At 65.0% G+C, this 20,926-nt stretch carries 25 protein-coding genes and 3 pseudogenes; 7 read left to right on the top strand and 21 right to left on the bottom strand.

Annotation, left to right across the window (positions count from 1 at the left end; genetic code table 11):
• Positions 1-207: 207 nt before the first annotated feature.
• Complete coding sequence (locus ACRRRO_RS07890) at positions 208-756, top strand: GrpB family protein (RefSeq protein ID WP_424792915.1); 549 nt, start codon at positions 208-210, stop codon at positions 754-756.
• 134 nt (positions 757-890) lie between these two features.
• On the opposite strand, the gene ACRRRO_RS07885 is transcribed toward ACRRRO_RS07890, so the two are convergent.
• From ACRRRO_RS07885 to ACRRRO_RS07860, 6 genes are all read right to left on the bottom strand, one after another.
• Positions 891-1,367 (bottom strand): hypothetical protein, encoded by a 477-nt coding sequence (locus ACRRRO_RS07885; RefSeq protein WP_424792914.1) that lies wholly within the window; start codon positions 1,365-1,367, stop codon positions 891-893.
• Positions 1,368-1,671: 304 nt separating this feature from the next.
• A complete protein-coding gene (locus ACRRRO_RS07880; RefSeq protein WP_434081342.1) occupies positions 1,672-2,502 on the bottom strand; it encodes a hypothetical protein in 831 nt (276 codons plus the stop codon).
• A complete protein-coding gene (locus ACRRRO_RS07875) occupies positions 2,486-3,613 on the bottom strand; it encodes a hypothetical protein (RefSeq protein WP_434081341.1) in 1,128 nt (375 codons plus the stop codon). The genes ACRRRO_RS07880 and ACRRRO_RS07875 overlap by 17 nt, the downstream gene beginning before the upstream one ends.
• Positions 3,577-5,496, bottom strand: a complete 1,920-nt coding sequence (locus ACRRRO_RS07870; protein WP_434081340.1) for a hypothetical protein — start codon at positions 5,494-5,496, stop codon at positions 3,577-3,579. The genes ACRRRO_RS07875 and ACRRRO_RS07870 overlap by 37 nt, the downstream gene beginning before the upstream one ends.
• A gap of 449 nt (positions 5,497-5,945) precedes the next feature.
• On the bottom strand, positions 5,946-6,500 hold the full coding sequence (locus ACRRRO_RS07865) for a hypothetical protein (RefSeq protein WP_434081339.1): 555 nt from the start codon (positions 6,498-6,500) through the stop codon (positions 5,946-5,948).
• Positions 6,484-7,011, bottom strand: coding sequence for an RNA polymerase sigma factor (locus ACRRRO_RS07860; RefSeq protein WP_424790763.1), 528 nt, complete (start codon positions 7,009-7,011; stop codon positions 6,484-6,486). The genes ACRRRO_RS07865 and ACRRRO_RS07860 overlap by 17 nt, the downstream gene beginning before the upstream one ends.
• A gap of 188 nt (positions 7,012-7,199) precedes the next feature.
• On the opposite strand from ACRRRO_RS07860, the gene ACRRRO_RS07855 reads away from it, so the two are divergent.
• The 3 genes from ACRRRO_RS07855 to ACRRRO_RS07845 are packed head-to-tail and all read left to right on the top strand — an operon-like array spanning position 7,200 to position 7,898.
• Positions 7,200-7,574, top strand: coding sequence for a DUF2975 domain-containing protein (locus ACRRRO_RS07855; RefSeq protein WP_434081338.1), 375 nt, complete (start codon positions 7,200-7,202; stop codon positions 7,572-7,574).
• Between the two features lie 10 nt (positions 7,575-7,584).
• Entirely contained in the window at positions 7,585-7,680 is a 96-nt protein-coding gene (locus ACRRRO_RS07850; protein ID WP_434081567.1) for a hypothetical protein, read from the top strand.
• Positions 7,680-7,898: a helix-turn-helix domain-containing protein gene (locus tag ACRRRO_RS07845; protein ID WP_424790761.1), complete on the top strand. Its 219-nt coding sequence runs from the start codon at positions 7,680-7,682 to the stop codon at positions 7,896-7,898. Before ACRRRO_RS07850 ends, ACRRRO_RS07845 begins: the two co-directional genes overlap by 1 nt.
• A gap of 290 nt (positions 7,899-8,188) precedes the next feature.
• Here the strand turns inward: ACRRRO_RS07845 and ACRRRO_RS07840 are convergent, their stop codons facing one another.
• From ACRRRO_RS07840 to ACRRRO_RS07795, 10 genes and pseudogenes are all read right to left on the bottom strand, one after another.
• Positions 8,189-8,548 carry a hypothetical protein gene (locus ACRRRO_RS07840; protein WP_424790760.1) on the bottom strand — a complete coding sequence of 120 codons (360 nt, stop codon included), beginning with the start codon at positions 8,546-8,548 and terminating at the stop codon, positions 8,189-8,191.
• A gap of 1,092 nt (positions 8,549-9,640) precedes the next feature.
• Positions 9,641-10,012, bottom strand: a complete 372-nt coding sequence (locus tag ACRRRO_RS07835; RefSeq protein WP_424795541.1) for an abortive infection family protein — start codon at positions 10,010-10,012, stop codon at positions 9,641-9,643.
• A complete protein-coding gene (locus ACRRRO_RS07830) occupies positions 10,009-10,350 on the bottom strand; it encodes a hypothetical protein (RefSeq protein WP_434081337.1) in 342 nt (113 codons plus the stop codon). The genes ACRRRO_RS07835 and ACRRRO_RS07830 overlap by 4 nt, the downstream gene beginning before the upstream one ends.
• A gap of 27 nt (positions 10,351-10,377) precedes the next feature.
• The gene (locus tag ACRRRO_RS07825) at positions 10,378-10,719 is read right to left on the bottom strand and encodes a hypothetical protein (protein ID WP_424795543.1); all 342 of its coding nucleotides are present in this window, start codon (positions 10,717-10,719) and stop codon (positions 10,378-10,380) included.
• A 2-nt stretch (positions 10,720-10,721) separates the two neighbouring features.
• The gene (locus ACRRRO_RS07820; RefSeq protein WP_424795544.1) at positions 10,722-11,195 is read right to left on the bottom strand and encodes a prevent-host-death protein; all 474 of its coding nucleotides are present in this window, start codon (positions 11,193-11,195) and stop codon (positions 10,722-10,724) included.
• A gap of 317 nt (positions 11,196-11,512) precedes the next feature.
• Entirely contained in the window at positions 11,513-11,914 is a 402-nt protein-coding gene (locus ACRRRO_RS07815; RefSeq protein ID WP_424789355.1) for a type II toxin-antitoxin system VapC family toxin, read from the bottom strand.
• Positions 11,911-12,132, bottom strand: a complete 222-nt coding sequence (locus ACRRRO_RS07810) for a hypothetical protein (RefSeq protein ID WP_424795545.1) — start codon at positions 12,130-12,132, stop codon at positions 11,911-11,913. Before ACRRRO_RS07810 ends, ACRRRO_RS07815 begins: the two co-directional genes overlap by 4 nt.
• A gap of 234 nt (positions 12,133-12,366) precedes the next feature.
• Positions 12,367-12,693: a transcriptional regulator gene (locus ACRRRO_RS07805; RefSeq protein ID WP_424795546.1), complete on the bottom strand. Its 327-nt coding sequence runs from the start codon at positions 12,691-12,693 to the stop codon at positions 12,367-12,369.
• Positions 12,686-13,258, bottom strand: coding sequence for a hypothetical protein (locus tag ACRRRO_RS07800; protein ID WP_424795547.1), 573 nt, complete (start codon positions 13,256-13,258; stop codon positions 12,686-12,688). The genes ACRRRO_RS07805 and ACRRRO_RS07800 overlap by 8 nt, the downstream gene beginning before the upstream one ends.
• A gap of 71 nt (positions 13,259-13,329) precedes the next feature.
• Positions 13,330-14,239 (bottom strand): annotated as a pseudogene (locus tag ACRRRO_RS07795) (IS5 family transposase).
• Between the two features lie 222 nt (positions 14,240-14,461).
• Between ACRRRO_RS07795 and ACRRRO_RS07790 the strand changes: the two are divergent.
• Together ACRRRO_RS07790 and ACRRRO_RS07785 are read left to right on the top strand one after the other, a co-directional pair.
• Positions 14,462-15,301: a helix-turn-helix domain-containing protein gene (locus tag ACRRRO_RS07790; protein ID WP_424795548.1), complete on the top strand. Its 840-nt coding sequence runs from the start codon at positions 14,462-14,464 to the stop codon at positions 15,299-15,301.
• A gap of 70 nt (positions 15,302-15,371) precedes the next feature.
• A complete protein-coding gene (locus ACRRRO_RS07785) occupies positions 15,372-15,962 on the top strand; it encodes a dihydrofolate reductase family protein (RefSeq protein WP_424795549.1) in 591 nt (196 codons plus the stop codon).
• Positions 15,963-16,129: 167 nt separating this feature from the next.
• Here the strand turns inward: ACRRRO_RS07785 and ACRRRO_RS07780 are convergent, their stop codons facing one another.
• The 3 genes and pseudogenes from ACRRRO_RS07780 to ACRRRO_RS07770 all read right to left on the bottom strand — a co-directional run.
• Positions 16,130-16,744, bottom strand: coding sequence for a recombinase family protein (locus tag ACRRRO_RS07780; protein ID WP_424795550.1), 615 nt, complete (start codon positions 16,742-16,744; stop codon positions 16,130-16,132).
• Between the two features lie 156 nt (positions 16,745-16,900).
• Complete coding sequence (locus tag ACRRRO_RS07775) at positions 16,901-17,917, bottom strand: magnesium and cobalt transport protein CorA (protein WP_424795551.1); 1,017 nt, start codon at positions 17,915-17,917, stop codon at positions 16,901-16,903.
• A gap of 32 nt (positions 17,918-17,949) precedes the next feature.
• Positions 17,950-18,063: pseudogene (locus ACRRRO_RS07770) on the bottom strand (zinc-dependent alcohol dehydrogenase); the annotation flags it as partial.
• Between the two features lie 304 nt (positions 18,064-18,367).
• On the opposite strand from ACRRRO_RS07770, the gene ACRRRO_RS07765 reads away from it, so the two are divergent.
• Positions 18,368-18,940, top strand: a complete 573-nt coding sequence (locus ACRRRO_RS07765) for a flavodoxin/nitric oxide synthase (protein WP_424795552.1) — start codon at positions 18,368-18,370, stop codon at positions 18,938-18,940.
• A gap of 273 nt (positions 18,941-19,213) precedes the next feature.
• Here the strand turns inward: ACRRRO_RS07765 and ACRRRO_RS07760 are convergent.
• Positions 19,214-19,821, bottom strand: a pseudogene (locus tag ACRRRO_RS07760) (DUF4143 domain-containing protein).
• Positions 19,822-19,973: 152 nt separating this feature from the next.
• The gene (locus tag ACRRRO_RS07755; protein WP_434081336.1) at positions 19,974-20,417 is read right to left on the bottom strand and encodes an AAA family ATPase; all 444 of its coding nucleotides are present in this window, start codon (positions 20,415-20,417) and stop codon (positions 19,974-19,976) included.
• Between the last annotated feature and the right edge of the window lie 509 nt (positions 20,418-20,926).

The raw sequence follows: 20,926 nt of genomic DNA, 5'->3' as shown, positions 1-20,926 counted from the left end.
GTCAACCCCTCAGCGCCCGCAACCGAGCCATCGGTGAGCTCGTCCTCGAATGCCCGTCCTCGCTCGTTCGAGGTCCTCGGCTACAGCACGCAGGTGGCTTTCCTCCACGCGAGCAAGGCTGCTGAGCCATGGGCCCGATGTGCCGGCCGATCCGTCAGGTCGCCCTGAGCGTCCCGAAAGACGATCGGTGAATGGGACGATGTGCTCATGAGCCAGTGGCCAACGTGGGCGACGAAGCAGATACATGTACACCCACCCGATGAGCAGTGGCAGCGACGCGGAGCGCAACTGTGTCGGGAGCTGGAGATCGTGCTGGCCTGCTGGCTGGTTGCCCCGACGCAACACGTCGGCTCGACGGCCGTGCCCGGCCTGGCAGCCAAGCCGGTGATCGACGTGCAGGCAGCGGTAGTCGACCTCGGTTGTGCGGACGCTGTAGCACAAGCCCTGTCCCCTGATGGTTGGCACCTCGTCCCCGCCGAACTCGACGCCAGGCCGTGGCGTCGCTTCCTGGTCCAGGTGATCGACGACCACCGTGCAGCGCACCTACACCTTCTGCCGGCCAACAGCCCGCGCTGGGCCGAGCAGCTGGCGTTCCGCGATGCGCTGCGCGCTGATCCGGTGCTCATGCATCGCTACGCGGAGCTGAAACGGACATTGGCCACGGAACACACCACGGACCGTGAGGCGTACACGGCGGGGAAGGCGAAATTCGTCCGTAGTGTCCTCGATGAGCAGTCGAGCCCAGACCAGAGGTGAGAGCCGTCCCGTAGCCGATCTCCAGCGGGACGCCACCATCATGCTTGCCGATCTGCTCGTGCTGCGGGGCGGCGTGTCCGGCCCTCGTGACGCGTTGATCGAGATCCGTCGGCACGTTGCTCCCCGGCAGAACGTCAGGCGTTGCTCAGACGGATGCGTAGCCGCTCGGTGAGCTCGACGTCATGGGGCAGATGCTCGAGCTCTCCGGCAGCAATCTGGACGCCCTGCTGGTCAAGAATGCCCGCGAGGTACTCCCAATGGTCGGTCGCCGAGGCCTCCTCGGAGTGGCCCTCGGGCGGCTCGTCCGGACCGACTACCGTACGAGCCTGCGCCGTGATCGATTCGACGGACGTATGGCGCCAAATGTTGGGTGGTCCGCTTTCGGTCCAACCCCGATCATCGAGCACGGTGAGGCGGCGACCGTCGTCGAGGACGGCCATGAACAAGGCCGAGAGTGACATCACTCGCGGATCTTCAGGATGAACTTCTTGCCTAACCGGTGCCCACCCCGGCTCGGAGCCATCCAATATCGGCCCGTCGGCGAGCGAGACAGGGGGAACGGCTCTGTCGTCGATGTCTACGACGGTCAAGAGACGAGTCACGGCAGCCATACGTCCCATCTTCCACGAAGGCGCCCACCGATCGCGCTGTCTCGATGGAGGATCCACTAGCGGGATGGGCCCCAGGTCGCGCTCAGCCCGGCACCAGGCCGCACGCTGTCCGCCGCGGCGCAACGTACCCTTGCGGGCGATCGACCACTAGTTGCCTCCTGCCCACCAACTGCCTCCTGCCCACCATGTCGGGGCGAGGCATGCCTCCGTAGCCGCCCTCTCAGCACGGATAGCAGTAGCTGAGTTTCTCTACTCGCCGCGCGGGAAATTCCGGCAGGACCACCAGCACGCGCGGGTGGTCCTGTTAGAGGACCTTGAACCGCGTCCTCTTCTTCATAAGCTTGACCCTGTCTGTCGCGGCGAGCCGGTTGAACAACGTCGCGGCGGCGTCCCCCGCCGGCACGTCGCCCTCCTCGTCCGCTGTCTGGAGTTTGTCGTATGGCGCTCCCAACTTGGTCAAGATCTCGACCAGTCGGGCCCCGTCGAGTCCCTGATGGGCAGTAAGCAGGGGAATGACGGTGTCCTGATCAGGGGCAACATTGGCGATCCGGCTGATGCGGGCAATGCTCAACTTCTCCCCACGCTTCACGGCTCTACGTGCTGCAGCGCGGTGGAGCCCGACCTCCTGCGAGGACGGGGCGATGAAGTTGTCGAAGTCGGCAAAGACCCGGTCGTGGAGCCCCGAAGCCGCCTTGTCGTCCTCGAGCAACCCTTGAGTAAGTGCCTCACTCATCCGCGATGCGCTCACGAACTGTCGGAGCTCGATGTGGCGGGCAAGCGCCTGGGAAAGGGACATCCACCCCGCGGTGGCGAACCGGTCGAATGCCTCCTCGCCGATATTCAATAGGCCGCGGTCGAGCATCTCGGCGAACAGGTCGTCTGGGGCTGGCTCGAGTTCACCGAGCGGTAGGTCGGACGGCCCGACGCCCAACTGAATGGCCAAGTCGGCCCGATGTGCCGCCTCGAGCTCTTCGTGGGCATTGAGCAGTCTCAGCGCCAGCGATGCCCGCAGCGGCCCAGACGCCTCGTCGACGTCGTCGGAGGGCCCACCATGGGTCTGGATTGCGGCTCCCTGGGCGGTCAGGTGGCCTGCCAGTTCCGCGTCGACGGCGAAGTGCTCAATATACTCGGTCAAGTTGGGGACAGTGAGGGCGAACCGGTGGCGCGCAGCCAGCGGTTTCCAGGTGGCCTGCGGGACTCGAGAGGTCCTTGAGGGCGCTGCCGGGGCTGCTGCGGTCCAGGGTAGAGTTCAGCAGGCTGGTGGACCATTCATGGTCTCCGGTGAGCAACGCCAGCAAGGTCTCGGGTTCCTCGACGGCGAACGGGGTGGCGGGGTCCTCGTCGACGGCTTGCAGGTAGGCGCTGACGTCGGTGAGGCAGCGTATGTTGACGCCCTCGTTCTTTCCGACTACGTCGAGCGACACTGGTCCTGTAACTCCAAGGGCGGCCCGGAGGTTCTTGGCTGTCAGGACGTACATCTGCGCGGCGACCAGAAGGCCTCGTAGCGGCTGCGCGACACCGGTCAGGTCCTCGACCTGCACGTCGCACTCGCGGGCGAAGTCCTTGACGACCTCCGCGCGCTGCTGGCTCTGCTTCTCGGTGAAAGCCCCGATCTCGGCGTAGTGGTTCGCGATGTAGCCGCGGATACCGTCGCCCAGAGCAAAGTCGACCACGCCGGTGGCGGTCGTCAGGGCGGTGCTGACCAGCCCCAGCCGAAGCGTGTCGGGGACGGCGTCGGAGGCCAGATAGTCGAAGAGGCTAGGCCAGGGATGCGCGGCGAGCAGACCGACGAGCGTGGCGTGGGGGGCGCGGTCTTCGGCGAGGTACGTGGCCAGAAACTCGCGGGCGTTGTCGTCGAAGTGCGACGCCAGGAAGCCGGCGATCTTGCAGGCCCTATCTGAGCGGTGCTCGAGGAGGTACGTGACGATCTGCGGGTTGAGGGCGCTGACGGTGCGGTAGAAGTCGGGTTCGGTGTCGTCGAGCTGCTCGAGCAGGTTGCGCAGGGAGTGCTCGCTCGCGAAACGGTGGTCGAGCAGCATCTCGTTGGGTTGGACGCCGCGGTAGTAGAAGGTCTCGGCGTCGATGCCTGCGAAGGTGCCGTAGAAGGCGGCCGAGTAGGTCGCGAAGTTCCGGTTGATGTATCCCTTGCGCACGAGTTCCCTGGCGATGTCGGAAGTCAGGAGCGTCTCCTCCAGGAGAACGGAAAACGTCAAGCCTTGCTTGTCAGTGAACTCGGGGCGTTCCAACAGGTCGGTGTACCCGGCCCCGCGAAGGAAGTCGATCTCTTGGGTGAGGAGCTCGATTCGGCGATGGGCGGCGGTGTTCCGTTCGGTCGGCCAGACCCCCTCTGTGAAGGCGTCGGGGAACCAACTCTGCAGTGCTGTCTCGTTGATTTCCTTGGCGCCGCCCGGGTGGGGCCGCCTCCCGTTGAACGGTTCGACGGTGATGCTATGATTCTGCGCCACCGCTTCCCAGAACGCGATGGTGCCCACCTTAGACACATCGAAGTGCTCGGTGCCGACTCGGTAGCGAACTGGCTCTCTGAGATTAGATTGGTTTGCAAGCAGGACACCTCGGGACACGAGCACCAGTTCGCGGCCCAAGCGATCGGCGAGCGCGCTCTGCCCGGCCTCGGTGACCGACTCGCGGGCCTGCAGGCGCTCAACCTGACGGGTAGAGACGGCGTGACGGACCAGCGTCGATGGGCACGGTCCAGGTCGTCGAGCGCGCTCTTGCGTGTAGGGACGGCCTCGAAGTCGGCCAGGCGAAAGTTTTTGTACACCACCAGGGCGAAGAGCCGGTCCCCAGTCAGTTCGGGGGCCGGATGATTGACCCACAACAGCCGCTGGGCGTACACGGTGAACTCGTTGAGGATGTTCAGCAGCAAACGCATGTCGGTGACGTATCGAGCCACCAGCGATAGCAGAGCCCGCGACACGGTGCCGGTGGGGATGCTGCGCTTGGCCAGCTCCCCTTCTAGGACGTCGCGGGCGTTGCGGTGCGACAGGAACGGAACCATCGGGATGACGACGTCGAAGAACTTGGTTCTGTTCGCTCTCTCGGCTAGGACTTCACGCTGCACCTTGGTCCGGTCCTCGGCGTTCTCGCAAGGCCTGGCTGTCTTCTCGTCGTCTGCTCGGCTCTCTGCTTCTGCCTTCCCGCGGTCGTCCTTCTCCTCGGGCTCAGGCTCGACGAGCCGCTCGAACAGGCTGTCCTTGATGGCGTAGATGAAGCACAGTTGCCGATCGGGCGCGGCCGCACCTCGGCCCGGCGAGGCGTTGAGGATAGTGTTCAGCTCGCGCAGCGAATCGAAGATAGCCGGGTCGTCAAACCGGTCGAGGTCTTCGAGGATGACGTAGTCCTCGTTGCCCCGGTCGAAATACGTGACGAGTTCGTCGAGGTAAGTGTCGAAGTAGGTGTCGTCGCGCTCCCCGAGCGTGATCGAGGCCCCGGCCGTCGACAGGCTGGTGATGATGCGGCTGTCCGCTGCCATCCGAAGCCACCAAGCGATAGTGGTCGCCGCGCCGTAGAACAGCAGCCAGGCTAGGACGAACAGCAGGATGGCGCCGACCGACCTCCAGGTCCACGACAGGTCGTCAGGGAAGGCGGCGACATCGGGCAACCATCCGCCGAGGCCGAGGAAGAGCCCGAGCACGGCTGTGGCAACGGCGGTCTGTAGCCAAGCGTACTTGGAAGCGATGGGATCGGGATCGGTGCGGGCAAAGCGTGAAGAGCGCAGTTCGCCGGGTTCGGTCCGGTAGATCAACTGCTTGACCAGTTCTTTTTGGATCCGGTTGGTCAGTCCCTCGCCATCGCGGTCCGGTCCAAGTGTTGTGATGGTAACCCGTAGCACCCTGCTTTGGTGCCTATCCTCGAACTCGTCCAGGACGCTGGACTTGCCGGTGCCGTACCGGCCCGTCAATGCCACGTTCCTATTCTTGACGTCCTCGACAACCCTCTCGAGGTGCTCCACGTAGGTGCCGTGGCGCTCGACCTGAAACAACGACGCAAGAGATCGAAGTTCGTGCCGAAACCCGTCCGGGGTAAGACTCTCAGCAGTCAATGAAGCACCACTTTCTAACACCGTTGAGGCTGGGGCATCCTGGTCGGGGTTCTGGGGGTCGGTCACGCGCTGGGTTCCGTCTCTCGCTGTTGCCCTGCACTATGCCGCATACCCCCGACATAGCAGCAACGCCGGGCTGCCGGGGAAGATTGACAAGGTTCCATTTGTCCATCCGCCTGCGGAACGTTGACCTATCAGCAGGCTCGTTGAAACTGGACGCGCGTCACTGCGCCGGAACAAGATCTCGGCTGGGCGCGCATATCAGTCTGCGTGTCCCGCAGTATGAATCTGCTCCTGATCGAGGTCGACGGAGGAGCCGTCAGCCAGGTGCAGCCGTAGGGTGATGTCCCGCGCGTCAGATATCCATGAAGGCACCCAGGCTGCCAGAATTCCATCGTCGATGCTGGCATGCACGGGTTCAGGTGTGCCGGGCACGTGCAACTCAGCACCTTGGACCAGATGGCCGGATCGGGCACTGATGAAGACCAAGTGCTCCCCGTCGTGTTCGCTGTTCGTCAGGACTGCTGCACTGATCCCATCTGGCTCCGGCTCGTCGTAGTTGCCGACGTGCATGAGCGAGCCGGAGTACGCGGTTGGGTCCTCAAGGTCACCCTCAAATAGGCAGCCCGCGCGAGCAGAGGCAGGTGCAGCACCACGTAGGTGAACACCCCGCGTTGTTCGACGATTTCCGCATCGCTGCTGCCGGGCACCGCAGTGGGACTGCCAGAGGCACTTTCAGCCGCTGCATTGACCTCGCCCATCAACATACTGCAGGCTTCGGCGGCGGCGGAACTAACATCAGCGCTAGCTGGCGTGGGCACTGCGGTCCACGTGGCATAGGCATCGTCACCGGTCAGCCCGGGGACGAAGACCAGCGCGCCAACTACCGCCGCGGCGGCTGCACCTGCCAGCAGCAGGATGCGCCTGGAGCCTTGGCGCCGGATGGTGGCAGGCTCAACCGGGTGCGCCATGATCTGCTCGGCAAGTCGTTGCGCTTCGGGTCGCTTGTGCGCAGCCGAATCGGCAGGTCCGGCCGGATCAATGCGCCTGAGTTCATCGAGGTACGTCATAACTGCTCCTCAGAATGGGTGTGGGGGCTGAGTGGGGTCGATGCATCCCAACTCGTAGTCGGCGACGGGCCCGATGCAGTCGGACACGGAAGGCACGTGCCGTGATGGACAGGACCGAGGCGGCTTGGGCCGAGGTCAAGCCTTCCCACACGACCAGTGCCAGGACCTCCTGGTCCTCTGGGCTCAGTCGGGAGAATGCGCGGGAGAGGTCGATGCGGGTGTCTGCTGCTTCGAACTCGTCCTCGGACGGAACATCTGAGGGCTCCCACGCCACCAAGCGGGCATCCTTGCGGCGTTGGTTGGCCATGAGGTTATGCGCCACGGTGAACAGCCAGGCCCTGCCTTCACCCTCACCGAGCGGGACCTGCTCCAGCGACCGCCAGGCAACCAGGTAGGTCTCGGCAACAACGTCATCACCCTCACGGATTCGCCGCCGGACGAACCGCGTGAGGTCGTCAAAACTGGCATCGAACAAGGCTTGAAAGCGTTGCTCGCGCGAGCCATCGGGCACGTCAACTCCTCCCTCGGACGGACTTACCCTGTACATGTCCCCAGGACCGTAAGTGTTACCCACCATCGCCCAACGGCACGGTGGCTCCCTCCGTTGTTCAGTGTTCGTGCGGGAGCCCGGTTACCAACCGCTGCAAGCAAGATAGATATCTATCGACTTTCGATCGAACGCTAGTTACGCTCGAGGGCATGAGTAATCGCTTCGTCGTCGTTGCCCTGCAAGCCATGCTGGTGGCTGCCCTGGTCGTCATCGCTGCGGTCCAACTAGTTGGCCTGCCTTGGCTGTCTGGGGTGGTGGCGCGCGATCTGCCAGATGAGGCCCATATGCGCTGGCCCATCCTGACGCTGGCGATCTTGGGTCTGATCTGTGTCCAGGTCGGCATCATCTGCACCTTGCGGCTACTGGGGTTTGTCCGAAGCGGTGAGGTATTCTCAACCCGCGCCTTCGGCTGGGTCGACGGAATCATTGGAGCCTTCCTCGGCAGCAGCCTCGTCTGCATGGCGACGATCGCCTACCAGTCAGCGACTGTAGCGGGCCCGCCGCTGTGGGGCCTGATGTGTTGATGGTGGTGCCCTGACAGGCTTGGGGCTTGCTCTGCTGATGACAGTTATGCGCACACTTTTAGTCCGTGCCACCACGCTCAGAAGCGAAATGGATGTAGTCATCTGATGGCCATCGTCGTTCGCATCGATGTTGAACTGGCCAAGAAGAAGATGCCGGTGGCTGAGTTCGCCGAACGAGTAGGGATCACCCCGGCGAACGTCGCAGTCCTGAAAAACGGTCGGGCGAAGGCGATCCGGTTCAGCACCCTAGCGGCGATGTGCGAAGTACTCGACTGCCAACCGGGTGACCTCCTGGAATGGGTAGCCGACGGCGACCCTGAGTGACAACCCTCGCGCCAAACAATGCACGCGAGCGGAGTTGTGTCGTAGGGCCCAGTGGCAGATGCGCCCCGGGGACTGCTCGCTGTGTTCGCGAGCGGCAAAGGATGCCCCTCGTAGGTCTCATCGAATTCGTCTCGTAAGCGGAACGTCAACCGGGATGTCAGTTTGTGAAGTCCGCGATCGGTGCGAAGTCGGAACGGACGGACGCCGACCTGCAGCGGCGACAGGACCTCGCCACATAACCGCCAAGCAACATTTCGTCCGTTCGAATGGAGGATGCAGCGGGGTGCACCCTAATGGGACGGGCCTCGTTCTGAGCCGGTGGACAACGGCGAGCGTGATGAGATCTCCAGGAGGTCGAGTGGGGCGAGTTCGTTCGCCTGGACCTCCGGAAGGGTCTGCAGGAGCGGATAGAAGTGTGGATCGCTGAGATGGCCATCGAACATCACCGGAACTCCGGCTGCCTCCTCGAGGACTTTGGCCATGCACGCAGCGACAGCCCGTCGAGCACCTGGGTGCTTCGGTACCAGGGCCTCGGTGATGGCCTCGAGTTCGGTGTCGTTTGACGTGCCGAAGACGAAGCACGCGGCGACCAGGCCCCCTTCGATGAGGCTCAGGGTCGAGCGCTCGGTATTGAGTTCCTCGGCGATCATGGGTCCAAACTCGGCGAGAAGCGCCGATCGTTCGGCGGTTGGAGACCATGAGGCATGCACGACCTCATAGAGGCGCGTCCACGCGTCGTTGAGGTTCTCGTTCGTCCACCCAGAGGCAGATTCAACCGGTGCATTATGGTTGGCCTCACACCAGGCCTGGAGTGATTCCGATCCAGTGGACACGAGTTCGGCTGGGCAGTGCTGGTACCGGATTCCTCCCACCGAGAGCACCGCGGCCTGCTCTCGACTGCACGGCCGCGTTTTGATGGACATCGGTAGGCCACCAACGTCCACGAGCGCATCGAGAAGGCCGCTCGGCCCTGTCCTGGGTAGCTGAAGCCACGCGATTTCTCGTGTCGGGTGCACGCGGTTCGGACATCGCATTGCCGCACCCACGATCTGATCGCCCGCCAACTCCACGAACGAGTGACCGTTCGGCCGCCAGCCGTCCGGCTTCAGCCACGGTACGTGGGCCTGGGCCAGGTCCTCAAGGGTCGTCCGTCGGATCACTGAAGCAACGATCCCAGACTCACCCCAATGCGTACAGTTCGCTTGGCCCTGGGGCGTTTTAACTCCGACCGCCCGCCACAGGTCTGTGGCGCAGGGTGTACCCCAACGCGAGGCCGGCTCCTCAACCTGCTGCCGCGCTCCCTACCGGTGAAGGATCGGTATAAGGCGACGCGGTTACGCTTGCGGACGTCCGCTCGGCACACCCCTGCAGCACGATGGTTAACCCCATCAACGATGAGCCGCCGGTGTCGTCGTATGTCGTCCAGCCACGGGACAGGGCGGCCGCTCGGGAGTCGACGATCCCGTGGGTGAGCCGCAGGTTCGTGGCGTCCGTTGGCCGGCGATCAGCGCTCCGCGAGCAGGACGCGGTCGGACAGCATCTGCCAGTGCGTGCTTCGCCAACTTGCCGGTAGTTGCGCGGATCGGCTCGAACACAAGACGGTCTGGTGGTTGACGCCGCGAGCGGCCGGAGCACTTGGTTTCAGGCGTTCGTCCGCTGGTGTCACCAAACCCGCCGAGACATTCGGCGGGCAGGAGACGAACCGCGGCAGCGAGGTCGATTGCATCCGAAGCTGGCTGTGGTCAGGACTTCGAGCGACGCCAGGGCGCATCGGGATCGGCGAGCGTCTCGAGCATGAACTGGCACCAGACTTGAGCCGCGCCGACGACCAGGCGGGCGTGTCGTGGACGCACCCATCTCGGCACATCCTCGGCTCCGTGATCGATGCCGACGCTGTTCCTGAGTTCGGCCACGCTCTGGGTGAGGGTGACCAGCGACTGCAGGGCTTGGCGAAGCGCGCGGTCCTCGTCGCTGACTGACTTGGGGGCGAGGCCGAGCGATTCCTGGGCGGCGTTAACCAGGGCAGGCACTTTCGCTGCTCGGGTGTAGCTCTGCCCGCGTGCGGTGAGAACGCACTTGGCGGTCGACTCGATCAGGGCCTTGGCGGTGCTCACGGCGAGCCGTGGATCCGTGTCGACGCTGTCGCCGAGCCTGCGTCCTCGCGCAGAATCCGGATCCATTTGTCCCGTAGCCCGTCGTTGCTGGCCCAGCCTGTCGGGTTGTCCTCGATGATCTTCTGCAGCACGTCGCCGAACACCTCGGTCAGGCGCTGAACTCCGACGGCATCGTCCAGGTCGAGGCTCGTGAGGTATCGGCGCATCCGCTCGCGCCGGACGCTCTCGTCGTTCTCGCGCGGCTGCGGCGATCCGAGGGCGACTCCCCGGTCCTCGAACAGCGCGTCGATCTCGCGCACCGGCGTACCGGTCAGCCTGTCCGAGAGCAGGCGCATCACCCGCGGGGTGAAGCTTCCCATGCCCTGCTACTTGGTCTCGTTGGGATGTGCGGTGTGGACCTGTTCCAGGTAGACGGTGCTGCCGTCGACGTAGAACCACACCCGCGCAGTCCCCTTCAGGGTGGGCTTGTGCTGCCAGCGCTGGAAGGTCTGGCCGCCCCGGGTGATCAGGGCCAGGGGTCCCTTGAGCTCGTAGTTGGTCGGGGTCGTCATCAGGGGTGTACGGGTCAGGAAGTCCCAGGTCTCACTCATGGGGTTCCTGATCGTCGCCACAAGGTCGCGCCAGCCCTTCTCGGACTGCTTTGTGGCGTACTTCAGCACGTACTCCGACTTCTTCGGCGGTCGCGGGACGACTGTCTCCTTGGGCATGCTCAGGGGCGCTCGACGACCGTGACGACGACGGCGTCGTCGTTCTCGTCGAGCCATTCGACCGGCTGCGAGCCCAGGCCTGCGGCGATCGCCGTGGCCGTCTCACGCCAGCTGGCGAGCTGGGCGATTGCCAGGTGCGGCTGCTGCGTCGAGAAGGACGCCCTCGCGGCGTCGATAAGGTCCCGGGCGCACTGCTCCCGGTCCTGGGAGCTCAGCGCGTACATCCACGGGTACCGGCTCGCCATGCGCTCGCTCAGCGGCCCTTCCTCGAGCGTCACCGTGATTAGAGTGGCGGCAATGTGCAGGAGCTCGGCTCGGGCGTTGGCTTCGCGCTGGGACATGAGCACCAGGGACTCGCCGTCGCGGCGGGTCACCGTGACAGGGTGGTCCTCGGCTTCCGCGAAGACCTCGGCCGAGTGCTTGCTCAGGTCCGAGGAGCGCCGGGTGTACGCGGGGTGGTCGGCTGCGAGAGTCATGCCACCCATCGTATTCGGAACGTATTCGGAAGTCTAGTTTGGGGTGGGCTCGTCGCCCCGTACAGGTCTGGGTGCGCATACAGAGAAGTCAACTCGATGCTGTTGTCCCATGCCGGAATCGCGGCCAGGGCGGACCAGACATGATTATGCAGCACGCCCTGCGTCCTCTCGCTCCCCGGCCTACGCGGGGACGAACCACCCACCGGCACCGGTACTGGCTCGCGCTCTCACCCTCCGAAGTTCAACGCGCGGTCTGACTTGACTACGTGGCCAAGTGCGTCACTCGCCAATCGAGGATCGACCATCGAGACGAGCAGTCAGGTGATCAGCTGAAACGAGCAGCGCGGTCCGCTTGCCCCGGCAAACTTCCTGTCACAGGTAATGAGATTGCCGTCCAGCCGCTCGGCTAGGGCAACGTACGCCGCGTCGTAAGCGGTGAGGTTTTCGCGCAACTCCCAGATCCGCTGTAGCAGCGGTGCGAGCGGCATCCGCCGGATGGGGAAACCCGCCAGGTGCCGCAACGCCGCCGGGACGGACGCCCGCAGCGTGGTATTCGGCCGGCTCAGGCCGCGCAGTGCTGACACGATCTCGGCGTCTAAGTGAGCCGGTGCGAACAGCGCGTCACCAGCCGCCAGCCGAGCCGCAACTGCCTCCCGTCGCGGATCGTCGGCCGCATAGAAGGCGACCAGGGCGGAAGCGTCGACAACGGCAAGGGTCATGACGCCTCGCGCACCTCCCGCACCGCGGCGGCCGCGTCCTCGATGGTCACACCGCTACCCTCAGGGGGCTGGTACGACGCGACGTAGTCGTCGAGGCGCGTCACCCTCGCGACCTCGGTAAGCCGCTCGACGACGAACGCCGACAGCGACTGTCGGTTGGCCTCGGCCGCCTGAGCTAGCGCCGCATACACATCCTCAGGCACGTCTCGCAAGTTCATTCGTCTCATGGTGCCAGTTTGGCACCAAACGGTGCCAGTTGTCGATCCCCCGTGGGCGGTTCGTCTTACGGAAACGCCGGCTAGCACGATCTCGGGCAGCCCTCGGCACGTATCCTTCACCGGGGCGGAGTACGACATTCGCCCTCAGTACCCGTCGAGCGTCGCGTTGGGGCAGACCGTGCGCAACGGATGTGTCGCAAATGGACAACACCCCCGTGCGAGGCTTTCGTCACGTCAGGTTTCTTGAGCGAGCACTGCCAGCGCGTCGAGGTGGCCTCGGAATGCACGACGCCCCGCTGGAGTCAGGCGCACCCGTACTCGACTGCGGCCGCCGCGCGACGTGCGTCGTTGCTCGACGTAGCCAGCCTCCGTTAGCACGGACAGTTGCTTGCTCAGTGCGGAGTCGCTGGTTTCAAGTAGATCGCGTAGCTCGCCGAACTCTTCTTCCTCGACTGGATCGAGAAACGCGCAGATCTTGATTCGTTGCAGGGGGTGGATCAGAGGGTCGAGGCCGGCGAAGCCGCCTGGGGCTGCGGCGCCATCCTGTTCGGGTCTACTCACCGCGGCTCGCCGCCCGCGCCCACGAGCGATCCAGCCGACGGCCTCCCACTGCCCCGACGGCGAATGCCAGGACCGCAGCGCACACCGGTACCCACCACAACTCGAACGCCCGGTACAGCCCTGAGTTGATGCTAACGAACACTCCACACGCAACGACGAGCACGACGAGCTGGGAGACCTTGGCGTCCTTGAGCCGATAGCGGGGCTTCGCCGATGGTGCCCCCCACATGCTCACTGCCGCGATGAGCGGGATCAGCGCCGGCGGCAGGAGGTAGCCGTACGGGTCCGGCACCCGGTCGATGATGAGGGGTGCGATCGCGAACACCGCGAGAAAGCCGCCGAGCATCGTCCAGTACCGGCCGGGACGACGCAGCCGCTCGTCGTTGACCGAGCGAACCCTCTCTACCTCGTCGAGCGTGGCTTGTGCCTCACTGCGTTTCGGCGCCCCTTCCGGCAGTCCCACGGCCTTCTCCCCACTCTCTCTTTCCCTCAAGGAAAGCCTAGCCTCGAGTTTCCCTTGAGGCAAGACAGTGGCTTCTCCTGAGGATGCCGCGAGCCGCTGCATTGGGATGCACCTCAGGTGCAACTCTCCGGACTTCGGCAACACTCGTCGCGTTGGGGTCTAGGGCATGTCTGCTATTTCTTGGCCCGGTAGGTCCCGATGATCATCGCCAGAGTGATGCCGCCAAGGTAGGTGATGGCGTACTTGTCGTATCGAGTAGCAAGGCCCCGCCACTGTTTGAGCCGGTTCATGGCTCGCTCGACGGTATTGCGTAACTTGTAGACCTCGGCGTCGAAGCCCGGTGGACGTCCACCTTTGGAGCCCTTGGCCTTGCGGCGAGCGATCTGGTCGGATCGTTCGGGAATGGTGTGCTTGATGCCCTTGGCGCGCAGATATATCCGGGTACTGGGGTGGGAGTAGGCCTTGTCTGCCAGCAGACGAAAGTCGCCCCTGGCCCCGGTGGTCAGCAGGGCCTGCACCAGCGGGGCGAGCATCGGGTTGTCTCCACCTTGGCCCGCACCGGCCAGGGCCAGCACCGGAGTGCAGGAGGCATCGGCCAATACGTGGACCTTGGCGGTCAGCCCGCCGCGGGAGCGACCCAGGGCATGATCCGGCGGCTCACCGGGCACGAGGCGAGAATTCTTGTCATTCGATTCTGCCCCCTGTGTCCTGCTCTGGGTCCGTGACAACCGAGTCCCGGCGGGCACCGGCCGCGTGCTGATGGGCACGCACACTGGTGGAGTCGATCGACAAAATCGCCTCCGCCTCCTTGGGGTCCAGGCCCACTTCCTGCTGCACAGCGGCCAGCATCTGGGTGTAGGTGCCGTCTTGTGACCACCGCTTGTGCCGTTCCCACACGCTCTGGAACGGCCCGAACTTCACCGGCAGATCCCGCCAGGGCGAACCGGTGCGAAACCGCCAGATGATCCCCTCCAGCATCACCCGGTGGTCGTTCCACGGACGACCACGCCGGCCCGAATCCTGTGGCAACGCCGGCGTCAGGGCCGCCCACAACTCATCACTAATCACTCCATCACGAACCATGAGCTCCACGATCGCTGACCAGCCTCGAAATCTTTAGCAGACACGCCCTAGACATCGCGCAACACCTCGGATGAGTTTTGACTCTCCGGCTGCACTTTCGCCTCTCGGTGGCCGGCCGGCCCCGTAGGGGGATCGACGTGCGGGGAAGAGCAATGGGACCGGCGAGTCCTGGGTAGTTCCTGCTATTCGCGCCTCAGCTGCGTGGTCGGCAATGCTGTACGCATGGAGTACGTGTCCAGGGCGCCGCGGCCGCCGCTCGACGGCCTGGTCCACGACATCTACTACCTGGCGGGCGAGCCGCCGTACCGCCGGTTGACGCTGCCGGCGGCGCCGGCGCCGCTGCTCATCGTGAATCTCGGGGCGCCGTTTCACATCCGTGCGGGCAACGCCGTCGAGGCGGCAGAGTACGCCGACGGCTGTGTGGTCAGCACGCCCACCCGTGCGTGGGACTTCAGCTACCCGATTTCCAGCCGGTCGGTCGGCGTGCACTTCAAGGCGTGGGGGCTGGCACCGTTCCTGCCGATGGCCGCAGACGAGTTGCGCGACCGGCCGGCGACCATCGAGCAGGTGTGGGGCCGGCCCACCATCACCGAGTTGCGAGACCAGCTGGCTGCAGTGGCCGAACCCGACCAGATGCTGACCCTGCTCGAGGCGGCGCTGACGCGTCAGTTGCGGGATATCCCCGGGCTGGATCTGGTTCGCCATGCGAGCGCCGCCATCGCGGCGACCGGTGGGACGGTGCCGATCGGCGATCTCATCGTGGCGAGAGGTGTCAGCAGCACCCTTCTGGCACGACGTTTCCAGCAGGTCATCGGCGTCACGCCGAAGCGGCTGGCCCGAGCCCACCGCTTCTCCACCACCGTGCTCGCCCTCGATCCCGCCGACCCGATCGACTGGGCAGACTTCGCCGCTCGCGCCGGCTATTTCGACCAGGCGCACTTCGCTCACGAGTTCCGAGAGTTCACCGGCTTCACGCCGACCCGGTACGTCGAGGTCCGGAGGCGTTTCCTGCGCGAGCATCCCGGCCACGTGCTCGACGGCTGGCCGTTGCCGGCCGATTGAATTCTTACAAGAGCGAGCAACTCGACGCGCGCAGACTGCAGGGACAGATCCCCCCATCGAAGGAGTCCCCATGAGCAAGGTAGTCATGTACGCGTCGGTGTCGGTCGACGGCTTCATCGCAGCCGAGAACGACGACCCCGGGCCGTTGTTCGAGTGGCTGGTCAGCGGTGAGGTGGCGCTGGATGAGAGCGGCGTGTTGAAGGTGTCGCAGGCGTCTTACGACTACGTTCGCCCCTACTGGGACGAGCTTGCGGTGACGATCGCCGGGCGCCACGTCTTCGACATCACCGACGGCTGGGACGGGGCGCCGCCGGCTGGGGTTGACCACGTCGTCGTCGTCAGCCACCGCCCGCCCCCCGAGGGTTGGGACCCAAGGCCGCCGTTCCACTTCGTCGACGGTATCGAGGCAGCGGTGGCCAAGGCGCGGGACCTCGCGGGTGACCGCACCGTCGAGGTCGCGGCCGGAGACGTCGGCGGCCAGTTCCTCGCCGCGGGCTTTGTTGACGAGGTGCGCATGGACGTGGTCCCCGTCGTGCTCGGCTCGGGCAAGCGCTTCTTCGGGTCGGTCGATGTTCAGCACCTGTTGGACGATCCCGACCTGATCATTCAGGGCAACCGAGTGCTCCACCTGCGCTATGGCGTACGCCGGCTGCCGAACTGAGTACGTCACGTGCATTCGTAGAGGCCGAGAACCCCAGCCTGCCATGTCCGGATGTCCCGCGGCCGGATCCTTCATCAGGATGCCGCTCTCGTGGCTGGCTTCGAGGGAAACTCGCTTGACGGCGTCCCGCGAGGGTGTCCGGAGCGGGACGCCGCCAAGGTGGACGTTCAGCCTCGTGCCGACGCGTCCGCGAGCTCGGCCTTGGCTGCCAGCCGTTGGCGTTGGATGGCGCGATAGACGGTAGAGCGGCCGACACCGAAAAGTTCGGCGACCTCGAGAGTGCTGTACTCGCCGCTGTGCACCAGCGACACCAGATGCGCTTCCTGCTTTCGGCTGAGTTTGGGCTGCTTGCCCTTCAGCCGACCCTTGGCCTTGGCGACCTTCATGCCCTCGACCGTGCGCAGCCGGATCAGGTCGGACTCGAACTCCGCGACCATGGCGAGCACGTTGAACAGGAGACGACCGACTGCGTCGGTCGGGTCGTAGACCGAGCCGCCGAGCGAGAGGCTGATCTGTCGGGCGGTCAACTCGTCCGCGATCGCCCGCGCATCGGGCAGGGACCGGGCCAGGCGGTCGAGTTTCGTGACCACCAGGGTGTCCCCAGCCCGGCACGCGGCAAGGGCCTCGCGCAGGCCAGGGCGTTCTCGGTTGGTGCCGGTCAGGCCGTGATCGACGTAGATGCGTTCGATCTCGACGCCTAGGCTGAGCAGGGCATCGCGTTGCGCGGTGAGGTCTTGCTGATCGGTGGAGCATCGGGCGTACCCGACAAGTAGTGCGCTCATGGCGCACCTCCCCAAGGGATCGGCCCGGCCGCGCCACCGAATGTGGTCGGCTCGGGCGTCGGGAAGAGCCCGACACCACCAGCGACTACCTTTCCTACTCGGTGTGCAAGTGCCTCGTTAGTCGGGTGCGTCCGACACGGCCCGCACCAAGGGGACTCATAGCCAGTGGTGCCTCTTGAACACGGCGTACAGGACCGCACCGAGAGCGACCATCCCGAGCAGGGCGAGGGGGTAGCCGTAGGCCCAATCGAGCTCTGGCATGTGGTGGAAGTTCATGCCGTAGATGGTGCCGACCAGGGTGGGGGCGAGGAGGATCGCCCCCCATGAGGAGATCCGTTTGACCTGCTCGCTTTGTTGGTAGGTGGCCTCGGTGACTCGACGCGTCTCTTCGCTCTGCTGCTGGGCCACCAGGGTGGCGTTGACTGCCAGGGCGTTCTGCAGCAGGCTCCGAAACGCGTCGGCACGTTCAACCACATGCAACGTGTGGTCATGGACGTCACGAAGCCGGTGACGCAACTCCACGTCCACGTCGTCATTGACGAAACTCTGCTCGAGCCCTTCGAGCATGCCCACCAAGGGGTGGGTGGCGCGCTGGAAAGCCATGACCTCACGGGAGAGTTCGTAGATTCGGCGTGAGACCGCCGGGTCGCTGTCGAAGAGCTCGTCCTCGATCTCGTCGATGTCGTTCTCCAGGCCGACCACCACCGGGCCGTACTGGTCCACGACCTCGTCCAGGATCGCGTAGAGCACCGCCCCGGGACCGAGACGGAGAATGTCCGGGTCGGTCTCGAGCCGGTGCCTGACCCGTCCGAGGTCAGGTGCCGCCTGTTGCCTGACGGTGACGACGAGACCAGGACGGGTGAATACGTGCAGTTCACTGAACTCGACCTGTTCGACATCCTCGAGGTATCGAGCAGGGTGCAGCACCGTGAACAGGGTGTGGCCGTATCTTTCCAGTTTGGGCCGTTGGTGCGCCTTGTCGGTGTCCTCCGCGACCAACCCATGCAGGCCGAACTCGTCCGCGATGACGCTGACCTCCTGGGAGGTGGGCCGGTAGAGCTCCACCCAGGCCATGCCACCATGTTGATGAAGCAGTTCGAGGGTCTGCTCCAGGCTGTCCGGTGTGGCGACCGGTAGGCCGTCGACGTAGATGGCGCTGGCGATCACGCTCATGAGTGCCCTCGTCCCAGGTGGCGTCGGCTGTTCAGCCCCATGGCGACCGCGTACTGCTCGGCGATGTGGCCGAGCCCTCCGATGCCGGAGATCAGCAGCCATCCTCCGGGCTTGGTGTTTGTCACCTTTAAGCCCTTGTTGCCGGTCATCGTCGCTCCTCTCGGGTCCCGGGGCCCGATCGGGTCCCGGAGCACCGATGTCGGCACGACGCCAGTGAACCACGGTCGACGGCCCTGCGAGCGGGACCGTGGCCCATACCTGCGCTCTACGCCGATGGCGGCGCGCCCGCGCGCCGGGATTACCGGCGACGTCTGCATGCCAAGGACTTTAGTCGGTTGCGTCCGCGCGGCCGCGGAGGAGAGTGGGAGTGACCGAGGAGTCCAGTGAACACTCTGACCGAGCCAACGGCCTACCGGCACCACACAACGCTCGACCTCAAGGAGGACCGGGGTGGCTGTGGTGCTCGTGCAGGTCGGCCTTCTGTACGAGAGGAGCACACCGACCATGGATGTCACCATCGTCTACGAATCTGCCTGGGGGAACACCAAGGCAGTCGCTGAGGCGGTTGCCGTCGGCGTGACTACTCAAGCCGGCGTCAACGTCACAGTGCTCGACGTCGGTGCGGCACCGCCCGCCGACACCCTGGACACCCACCTTCTCGTCGTCGGCGCCCCTACACACGCTTTCGGCCTGAGCCGCCCGCAGACCCGCGAGGACGCCGCCCGACGCGGAGGCCACCCAGGTGACGCCGGGCTGCGGGAATGGATCGAGGCGGCCGGCCAGATCCGGCCTCCTGTGGCGGCCTTCGACACCCACGTCCGCCACCCCAACCTGCCGGGCGCCGCGAGCAAGAAGGCCGCCAAGCTGCTCCGTCGGCACGGCGCCACGCTCCTCGTCGAACCCGAGAGCTTCTACGTCCACGGGTACGAGGGGCCGCTCCTTGCCGATGAGATCGACCGGGCCCGGTCCTGGGGCACCGACCTCGCCGACCGGCTAGCGGAGGGGGCGTCCCAGGTGCACTGACGCAGCCGCCCACGCCCATACATCCAGCATTGAACTACCCGCCGGTTCAGTTGGAGCAGGTGGGCCACGATGGCCTGGGCACGTGGCCGTGGTCGTGGGTGACATGCCGCTCGGCGGCGCCGCACTCAACACCGCAACTTCGATGACAGGTACAGACCTATGACGACGGACTAGGGCCAAAGGAACCGACGACATACCAAAGGCCATGGGCTGGGGCTGGCTGCAGTTGTGACACCAGGTTCGAGACACACGGGACTTGCGCGAAGTGTCGGCTCAGGGGCCCAGCGCCGATATCGGAATGACATGGACTCCGTCAGGGCGCCTTCCGGCGTACCCGGTGCTAGTGATGACACCCAGTGCTCCTGGTGCGCCGTGTTTGCTGACGTCAATCTTCGACGCGAAGTGGAGCAGGCTCGCGGCTGCTTCGTCGACAGCAGTAGGGCTCATCTTGACCTCGAACGCCGCCCACCTGTCATCAGGGAGACTGACGACCGCGTCGACCTCGTTGCCGTCAGAGTCCCGCCATGCACCGATCGTGCCAGCCAGTGGCTGGGTGTAGATGCGCAGATCCCTCATAACGAGGGACTCGAAGTGGAAACCAGTGGCCCTGAGATCTGCGAGAAGTTCAGCACTCCGATCCCCAATGCAGCCAGCCCTACCGAAGGGTCGTCGAAATATCGAATAGGCGCTGCGCGAAGCCGGGTCCGAGAGCGCATATGCGGGCGCCAACTCTCAGCATTCTCGGTCAAATGGAGCCGCTCCAAGGCATCCAGATATGCATACAGACTGTCTCGTGCGATTGGCCCCTCAGGGCCTCCAACGTCCTTCGCCAACTCGGTGACTTTGACGGCCTGCCCGGCGGAACGAGCAAGTGCGGCCATGAGGCGGTTGATGTTGCGGGGGTCACGGCGGGCACCGAGCGCGTGGATGTCGACCTCTGCGATCTGGGTGAGGTAGTTGCGCAGCCACGAGCGGGCCTCGTGCTCATCGGCATCCATCAGGCTCGGCCAGCCGCCTATCACGATTCGCCGAATCAGATCCTCGAAGTTGAGGGCCGCGCCCGACCCCGTCTGGGTGTGGCCGTTGAGCAAGTCGCGCATGGAGACATCGCCGCTGGAGTGCCCCGACTCGAACAGGCTCTCATCGGGCGCATTCGGAGTGTGCCTATGCGGCCGGCGCCGGAGTGGCGCTTGGCGTCGTCCTTCGGAGTGGCCGATCCAGTGAGGATGTAGAGCCCTCGCTGGCCGCGGTCGTCGATGTTCCGGCGGACACGGTTCCAGATTGCCGGCTCAACTTGCCACTCATCGAAGAGGATTGGGGTGGGCTGGTCGAACAGTTGGTCGGGTGCCAGCGTCAGGGCCATCCGGGCTGACTCATCCTCATCTAATCGCACTGTGGACTTGGCGATGCGCAACGCCGTGGCCGTCTTACCGCACGCCTTCGGCCCCTCGATCAGAACTGCGCCGATGCCGTTCATACGGTGGGCAAGTTCGCAGAGCCTCTAGTCGACATTATGCAGATGGCGCAGACGACAGATTGCAGACGACGGGTTCGACACTTTGCGGAAGTTGGTCGACCTCGATGTATCCCGCGATGGCAAACCGGGCCCGAGCCCGGGTGGCGAACCGGTATTGTCCCAGCACACTCCGGTCCTGCCCATGAACCGGCGCGCGTCAACTGGACCTGCTCGGCCAGTAACGACGTCAGGGCAGCACTATCTGCACGGCCTCGGCCTTGAACTGCGGGCTGACCTTCCGTCGTTTCGGGGACATGTACTGATCCTCTCCTCAGGAGAGAACCTGTCCAACATCCTTGATGCTCCCCAGGATCGGCTTGCGGAACGAACTTCAAGAGTTCCGTCCAGACTCGTTCTTGTCGAGTACTGGTAGTGACGGGCGGCCTTCCGGGCGTCGTGCTGGCTCCAGCGGAGCAGGTGGTCGCGGTCGCCTGCGACCGGGTAGGGGACGCTCCAAGCGCGCGTAGTCA

This window comes from Sanguibacter sp. Z1732 (genome assembly GCF_051020515.1).
GTDB lineage: Bacteria > Actinomycetota > Actinomycetes > Actinomycetales > Beutenbergiaceae > CALKWS01.
Note: the sequence above shows the minus strand (reverse complement) of the source record. Positions and strands in the feature narration are given on the sequence as shown.